We start from the raw sequence: 6,866 nt of genomic DNA, 5'->3' as shown, positions 1-6,866 counted from the left end.
CCGCTCGGCATGGCGATCGAACATGGCAAGCCAGATCGCGGCCTTGTAGCCGAAGGTAATCGGCAAAGCCTGCTGCAAATGGGTGCGGCCGGCCATTGGCGTATCGCGATGTCGCCGCGACAGATCCGCCAGAATCCGGCGCAACGCCGCGATGTCCTGCTCGATCAGATTGAAGCCTGCCCGGAGTTGCAGGACCACCGCGGTATCCATGATGTCCTGCGTGGTCGCGCCCCAATGCACATAGCGGCCGGCATCGCCGCATTGTCTGGCGATCTGATGCACCAGCGGCAAGATCGGGTAGCCGACATTATCGGTCTCTTCGCGCAAGAGATCGAAATCAAGCGTCGATGCGCTGGCCTGACGCGCGATGGTCGCCGCCGCCTCGGCGGGAATGACGCCGCATTTCGCCTCGGCCTTCGCCAGGGCGATCTCGACCTCGACATAGCGGCCGATCAGCGCCTGGTCGGAAAATATTTCGCGCATCTGCACCGTGCCGAAGGCGTCGCGAAACAGCACGGAGTCGAGAACGGTAGTGGCCGCTGAACGCATGAGAACTCCTGGATCCGAGGCTAAAATCTCGACAAACTCCGTTGCGGCGCTGCCGATCTCACGATCCCTGCCGCAGCCGCGCCAGGACCTTCAGCCCGCCATACCCGTCGGCCGGCAGAAGGCCCATTTTGGTTTGATAATTCTTGACCGCCTGCATCGTGTCATTGCCAACCCTGCCATCGGTGCCGCCGGTATCGAATCCGGCCTTGGTCAGCCTGATCTGCATCTCCTGCACCTCGGCAAGCGTTAGCGCGCGCTCCGAACCGGGGAATGGCTGGATGAACGGGGCGCCGCCGAGGATACGGTCGCCGAGATGACAGATCGCCAGCGCATAGTTCATGGCGGGATTGTAACTGCGCACCGAATAGAAATTCGGTCCGAGCAGGAAGCTCGGTCCACCCGGCACAGGCGTCCAGAGCTGTGCCGAAGCGTTCGGTTGCGGGAAGGGTGCGCCGTCGGCGCGCGTTACGCCGGCAGCGGCCCAGGCCGCATAGCTGCGGTGGCCGCGCGCGGATGCGCCGCCGGCGCGCACTTCATAGCCCCAGTGCTCGCCGGGATGATACTTGCCGCGGTTGACGAGGTAGCGGGCGGTCGAACCGAGGGCATCGTCCGGTTTACCGAACGGCGATACCCGGCCATCGCCGTCATAGTCGATGCCGACATTGAGCCAGACTTCCGGCATCCACTGGGTGTGACCCATTGCACCGGCCCAGGAGCCCCGCATTTCCTCCGGCGTGCTCCAGCCGCGATCGACGATCCGCAGCGCGTTGATCAGTTCGGATTCCCAATAGGTGCGGCGGCGCGGCTCGTTCCAGGCGAGCGCCGCGAGCGCGGGGAAGACCGGTCGCATATGGTTCTGCTGCACCAGCGGATCGCCATAGGCGGATTCGACGCCCCACAGCGCAAGCAGCGTGCCGCGCTCGACGCCAAAATCCTTCTCGATCCGGCTAAACAGCGCCTGGTTCTTTCGCAGCGCCTCCTTGCCGTGAATGATGCGCCAGTCCGAGACGCGGCGATTGATATATTGCCAGGTCTCTTCCTTGAATTCGGGCTGGTTTCCGATCTCCGCGAAGACCGACATGTCCGGTGCGAGCCGGCCCATCACGCGCGTCCAGGTCGTCTCCGAGATTCCTTTGGCCAGGGCACGGCTGCGAAAGCCGTCCCGCCATTGGTCGAAGCCAGGCGAAGCCGCGGCGGTGCGGCGGCTGACAAGCAGGGCGCCTGGGCACAGGCTGATCGCAAGGCCCGCCCGCAGCAGCGCGCGGCGCGAAGGTCCTCGTCGGGAATCGGGCTTCGTCATTCGGCCAGTCTAACCGCGCCATGCGCCGCCCGGCAAAATGCAGGTTTCCGCCTAGCCATCCTCCTGCAACTGAAGGGCAATTCTGGACAGCCAACGCCGGATGACGACCTCTTCCCTCGGCCCAAGCCCCGCTACCAGACGCCGTTCCACGGCATCGACGCGGCGGCGGCATTTGTTGAGCAAATTCGAGCCGTGCCGTGTCAGCGTCCATTGCAGCACCCGGCCGTGCACCGGGTGCGGTGTCTTTTTGATCGCGCCATCGCGCTCCAGGTTACCGATGATGACGCCCACGGTCTGCGGCGTCAGCAATGCGACACGGGCAACATCGGCGCCGGAAAGGCCGGGATAGGCGTTCAGCATCGTGAGTACGGCGAATTGCGGCGGCGTGACGCCGAGATCGGCGAGCGAACGGTCCATCGTCAGACGGGTGGCGGCCTGGGCCTGCCGCAGCAGGTAGGCGATATGGCCGTCCTCGCCGCGCTTGCCGGCGCCGGGCGGCGGCGGCCTTACGCCATGCGGGGCAGGGATCGCGGCGGAGCCGTTTTCGCGCCGGGCGGATTTGGTCGCTGGCCGGGATCTTTGCCGTCGAGTGCGTGCTTTTTTCGCTGGTCTCGGCCTCGTGATATTTGATGCCTTGCGCATAGTATCAGTGCTCTTATAATTAATCAGAGTACTGATAACACGGGAGGTTGGAAATGTCATACGCCAGAAAGGAATATGCCGATTTTCAGAAGCTGGCGCCGGATGCCTACGAGGCCACGCTCGCGCTCGGTGGATTTGCCGCGAAGGCAGGCCGCGACAAGGAACTGCTCGAATTGGTCAAGCTGCGCGCCTCGCAGATCAATGGCTGCGCCTTCTGCGTGCAGCATCATATTCTTCTGGCCGAAAAGCTCGGCGTATCCGCCGACAAGCTTAACCTCCTTGTGGTGTGGCGGGAGGTGTCGCAATTTTCGGCGCGCGAACGTGCCGCGCTGGCCTGGACCGAAGCGCTGACCGTGCGCAGCGACGGCGTCAGCGACCAAATTTACGAAGAGGTCCGTGCGGAGTTTTCCGATTCCGAACTGACCTATCTGACCTCGGCGATTGCCTCGGTCAATGCCTGGAACGTATTCGGCGTCGCCTACCGCTGGACGCCGCCGGGGCGGCAGGCGCGTCCCAGCGCAGCCGCGTCGTGAACCAATGAAGCAACGGGAACAACGGTCGTGATTGCCACAGCGATGATATCCCCCGTCTCGATGCGGCTCCGGCAACGGCCGCTCTTTCTCGCGGCGATGGCCGGGCTTGCCTGTGCGCTGGGCGCAGCGCGCGCGTTGCCGCCGACGATGGGCAAGGTCGCGCGCGTCCTGGCGCCGCTTTGCATGACCAGTGCGTCGGCCGCAGGCTCACCGCTCAACAAGGTCGAAGTGATCACGTCCCACGCCCTGCCGAACGTTCCCGGCAAGCGCGTGACCTTTGTGCGGGTGTCCTACGGTCCGGGAGGTTTCACGCCCGCACATCGCCATTCCGGCTCGGTGACAGCCTACATCACCAAGGGCGAAATCCGGTCGCAACTCGGCGGAGGTCCGATCGAGACGTTTTCGGTGGGTCAGTCGTTCTTCGAGCCGCCGGGCTCGACGCATGTGGTCTCGGCCAACGCGAGCAACACCGAGCCTGCCGAATTGATTGCGGTGTTCGTGGCCGACGAAGGCGCCGAACTCACGACCTTGCTCGATTAGAAGGCGATCGGAGTCTGGCGTGAAGAACTAGTTGTCGCCGCCTTCTTCCGTTTCCTGGCGGATCATGCGGTTCATGTCTTCGGGAAGCGCATGCGCGACGTCGGCGGCGGCCGGCAGGCTACGGGGCCCGACCTCGCGTCCGCGTCCGTGCAGCAGGCGCTCATAGGCCGCGACCAGAGTGACATAGGGGTTGACCCACAGCCAGCCGTCGCGCGTGAACACCTGGATGTCGAAGTGCAGGTGGCGGGTGGTGCCGTTGGGATGGTCGAGATAATTGGAGACGACGCCGATCTTCTCGCCTTCCGCCACATGGCGACCGTTCAGGATGTCATCGGCATCCATCGCAGCCGGGTTCATGTGCATGTAACGAAAACGAATGTGCTCGTTACGGGTATTGACCTGGAGCGTGGCCGCCTGCTGCTTCGGCGAGCGGATCAGGACGGCATCGCGAACGGCGACCACCGGCTGCTGTTTGGGATCGCAGCGCTCCTGTCCATCCTCGTGGGCGGGGCAGGGTGCCCGCATGTCGATGCCCTGATGGCCGAAGCCGCTTGGGCACTGACCGACGCCAAAACTGCGGGCCTCGCAAAAATTGTCCTGCCAGGGATAGCTGGTCGGTCCACCCGCAAGTTCATCGGTCCGGTCGCTCGATTTGCGTTTTCCAAATGACTGGGAGTGGGCGAAGGCGGGTGCCTTTTCCAGCGGAAAACGAATCTGCGAGTAGGCGATGTAATCGATCCGGCCGCCTTGCTTGCGCGAACCGCTGTGCGCGATGAGATCGCCAGGCGCGCGGTAAGTGAAATCCGCAGACAGATCTAGCGGGCGTTCGATCGGGTCGGGTGCGATGTCCTGGCGCGGGCGCGACGGCAATCCACCCGCCACGTGCAGCGCCTTCAGAAAGCGTTCGGCGACCGGATAGGCTTCGCGGCAGGCCAGCCGCCGTGGCCTCGGCGCGCTGTCGAGGCATTGGATCGAAACCACATACGGAATGCCAAAACGCGTAAAGGCGTATCGCACATAGCCTTCGCGGATAAAGCGGCGCAGATCCGGATATTGCGCCGCCAGCGATTTGACCGATTCGCCTTTGCCGCCGAGGGGATCGTTGAGATCGTAGATCAATAGCGAGCCGGTGATCTGAACTTCCACCGGCTTGGCAAAGATCCGTGGCGGACCGACGCCGGGCTCGAGTGAAAACACCGCGTCGTATCCGGCGGGTCCCGCGTCGAACAGGTCAACGGGGCGGAAGTCGGCCTGAAAGTGCGACAGCGGCAGCCCTTCCAGCGTCCCGGTCCACCGGGCCTCCAGATAGGCCGCGGTATCAAACGGCAGCAGGACCGGCACGGTGCTGCGGGAGATGCCGGTGAAGATGGGCGAGGTTGCCGCATTGATCTGCACGAAAGCGGGCAGCGCGCGCGGGTCCGAGGGCGTCAGCCGGCGTCGGGTGGCGAATGTGAATGCCGACGCGACCGAAGGTTCACTGCCGATTTCGGTGCGGAGTTGATCGAGCGCGGCACGCCAGTCCGTGCGCGCGACCGAGACCGAAGGACTCCTGAATTCGTCTGCGGCGAGTGCATGGCAGCCGGCAACCAGCAAAAGCAAAGCTAGCTGCAAACACTTCGCGAACTTGCTGGCCCCCGATCCCACCGCAACGCCCCCCGGCGCATGACCCGTCTTGCTATCTTAATCCTTTGCGCGCTCGACGTAAGACCCGTCTTCGGTCATGACCACAATTCGCGTGCCGGCGCTGATGTGCGGCGGCACGGCGGTGCGGACGCCATTGGACAGCACGGCAGGCTTGTAGGAGGACGACGCCGTTTGTCCCTTGGTGACCGGCTCGGTTTCCACGACTTCCAGCGTCGCGCGCTGCGGCAACTGGATCGCGACCGGATTGCCTTCATGAAGCGACAGCTTCACGGTCATGTTCTCTTGCAAATAAGGTGCCGACGAGCCGACGATCTCCTTGGAGACCTGGACCTGATCGTAATTCTCGGCGTTCATGAAGTGAAAGCCGTCGCCGTCCTCGTAGAGGTAGTTGAAATTGTGGTCTTCGACGGTAGCTTTTTCCACCTGGTCGGTGGTCTTGTAGCGTTCTGAAATCTTCACCCCGTCGCCGATACGGCGCATTTCGATCTGGCTGACCGGGGTTCCCTTGCCGGGATGGATGTTTTCGGCCGTAAGCACTACGTAGAGCTTGCCGTCTTGCTCGATAACGTTGCCTTTGCGAATAGAGCTGGCGATGACTTTCAATGCTGTTTTCCTGATATTCTGGCCCGGACGCTGCCTGGCAGGGGCTTCCCTGGGGGCGCGTGGGGGCGGTTTCGGGCTGCAACATACTGATTTTGTGCCGTGAAGCTAGCGTTTTGCGGACCCGACAGGGCGATTGGTTGATGACTGCGGATAAGAGCTCGTCGCCATGGTGGTCCGCCCGCCGGCGTGCCGATATCCGGCCGTTTCTGGTCGCCCGAAACGCCATTACCCGGGCGGTGCGGACCTGGTTCGACGAGCAGGGCTTCATCGAGGTCGAAACACCGGTTTTGCAGGTCTCTCCCGGCAACGAAACCCATTTGCATGCGCCGCGGGTGGAATTGACCGCCGCTGATGGCGCCCGCATGCCCCGCTATTTGCGGACCTCGCCCGAATTTGCCTGCAAGAAGCTGCTTGCGTCCGGGGAAACCAAGATTTTCGAGTTGGCTCGCGTGTTTCGCGATCGCGAGCGCGGCCGGCTGCATTTGCCGGAATTCACGATGCTCGAATGGTATCGGGCGGGCGCCGCTTATGATGCCGTCATGGCCGATACCATCGTCCTGATCGCCCATGCCGCGCAGGCTACCGGAATCGGGCAATTTTCATTTCGCGGACAGACCGCCAACCCCTTCATCGAGCCCGAGATGCTGACGGTTGCTCAAGCGTTCCTGCGTTTTGCCGGTATCGACGTATTGGCCACCATTGTCGAGGGCGAAGCTGACCGCGCAGCGCTCGCCGCCGCGTCCAGCGCCAAGGTCCGTGTTTCTACCGATGACACATGGTCGGATATCTTCAGTAAGATACTGGTCGAGCATGTTGAACCAAATCTGGGGCAGGGGCGCCTTACTTTACTCTACGAATATCCACTACCGGAGGCAGCGCTGGCGCGTGCCGTTTCATCCGATCCGCGTGTTGCCGAGCGCTTCGAGGTCTATGCCTGCGGCGTCGAACTGGCGAACGGATTTGGTGAACTGACCGATACCGCCGAGCAGCGCCGCCGCTTTAACCTGGCGATGGATGAAAAGCAGCGCCGATACGGCGAGCGCTATCCGCTGGAC

At 63.1% G+C, this 6,866-nt stretch carries 8 protein-coding genes; 3 read left to right on the top strand and 5 right to left on the bottom strand.

Annotated features, from left to right (window positions below; translation table 11 throughout):
* From VFL62_RS04495 to VFL62_RS04485, 3 genes are all read right to left on the bottom strand, one after another.
* A partial coding sequence (locus tag VFL62_RS04495) for a lyase family protein (protein WP_325171170.1) occupies positions 1 to 549 on the bottom strand: 549 nt, incomplete at its 3' end.
* 58 nt (positions 550 to 607) lie between these two features.
* On the bottom strand, positions 608 to 1,849 hold the full coding sequence (locus tag VFL62_RS04490) for a lytic murein transglycosylase (RefSeq protein ID WP_325171169.1): 1,242 nt from the start codon (positions 1,847 to 1,849) through the stop codon (positions 608 to 610).
* Between the two features lie 51 nt (positions 1,850 to 1,900).
* The gene (locus VFL62_RS04485; protein WP_325171168.1) at positions 1,901 to 2,491 is read right to left on the bottom strand and encodes a MarR family winged helix-turn-helix transcriptional regulator; all 591 of its coding nucleotides are present in this window, start codon (positions 2,489 to 2,491) and stop codon (positions 1,901 to 1,903) included.
* A gap of 53 nt (positions 2,492 to 2,544) precedes the next feature.
* On the opposite strand from VFL62_RS04485, the gene VFL62_RS04480 reads away from it, so the two are divergent.
* Both VFL62_RS04480 and VFL62_RS04475 read left to right on the top strand, forming a co-directional pair.
* The gene (locus tag VFL62_RS04480) at positions 2,545 to 3,024 is read left to right on the top strand and encodes a carboxymuconolactone decarboxylase family protein (RefSeq protein WP_325171167.1); all 480 of its coding nucleotides are present in this window, start codon (positions 2,545 to 2,547) and stop codon (positions 3,022 to 3,024) included.
* Positions 3,025 to 3,066: 42 nt separating this feature from the next.
* The gene (locus VFL62_RS04475) at positions 3,067 to 3,564 is read left to right on the top strand and encodes a cupin domain-containing protein (protein ID WP_325171172.1); all 498 of its coding nucleotides are present in this window, start codon (positions 3,067 to 3,069) and stop codon (positions 3,562 to 3,564) included.
* A gap of 27 nt (positions 3,565 to 3,591) precedes the next feature.
* Here the strand turns inward: VFL62_RS04475 and VFL62_RS04470 are convergent, their stop codons facing one another.
* Complete coding sequence (locus VFL62_RS04470; protein WP_414644602.1) at positions 3,592 to 5,208, bottom strand: M23 family peptidase; 1,617 nt, start codon at positions 5,206 to 5,208, stop codon at positions 3,592 to 3,594.
* A gap of 36 nt (positions 5,209 to 5,244) precedes the next feature.
* Complete coding sequence (gene efp / locus VFL62_RS04465) at positions 5,245 to 5,811, bottom strand: elongation factor P (protein ID WP_325171165.1); 567 nt, start codon at positions 5,809 to 5,811, stop codon at positions 5,245 to 5,247.
* A gap of 140 nt (positions 5,812 to 5,951) precedes the next feature.
* Here efp and epmA point away from each other — a divergent pair.
* Positions 5,952 to 6,866: EF-P lysine aminoacylase EpmA (epmA, locus tag VFL62_RS04460; RefSeq protein ID WP_325171171.1), on the top strand; the 915-nt coding region annotated here is incomplete at its 3' end.

It is taken from the genome of Bradyrhizobium sp., from assembly GCF_035701725.1.
Taxonomy (GTDB): domain Bacteria; phylum Pseudomonadota; class Alphaproteobacteria; order Rhizobiales; family Xanthobacteraceae; genus Bradyrhizobium.
This window is presented reverse-complemented; position numbering and strand designations above follow the sequence as displayed.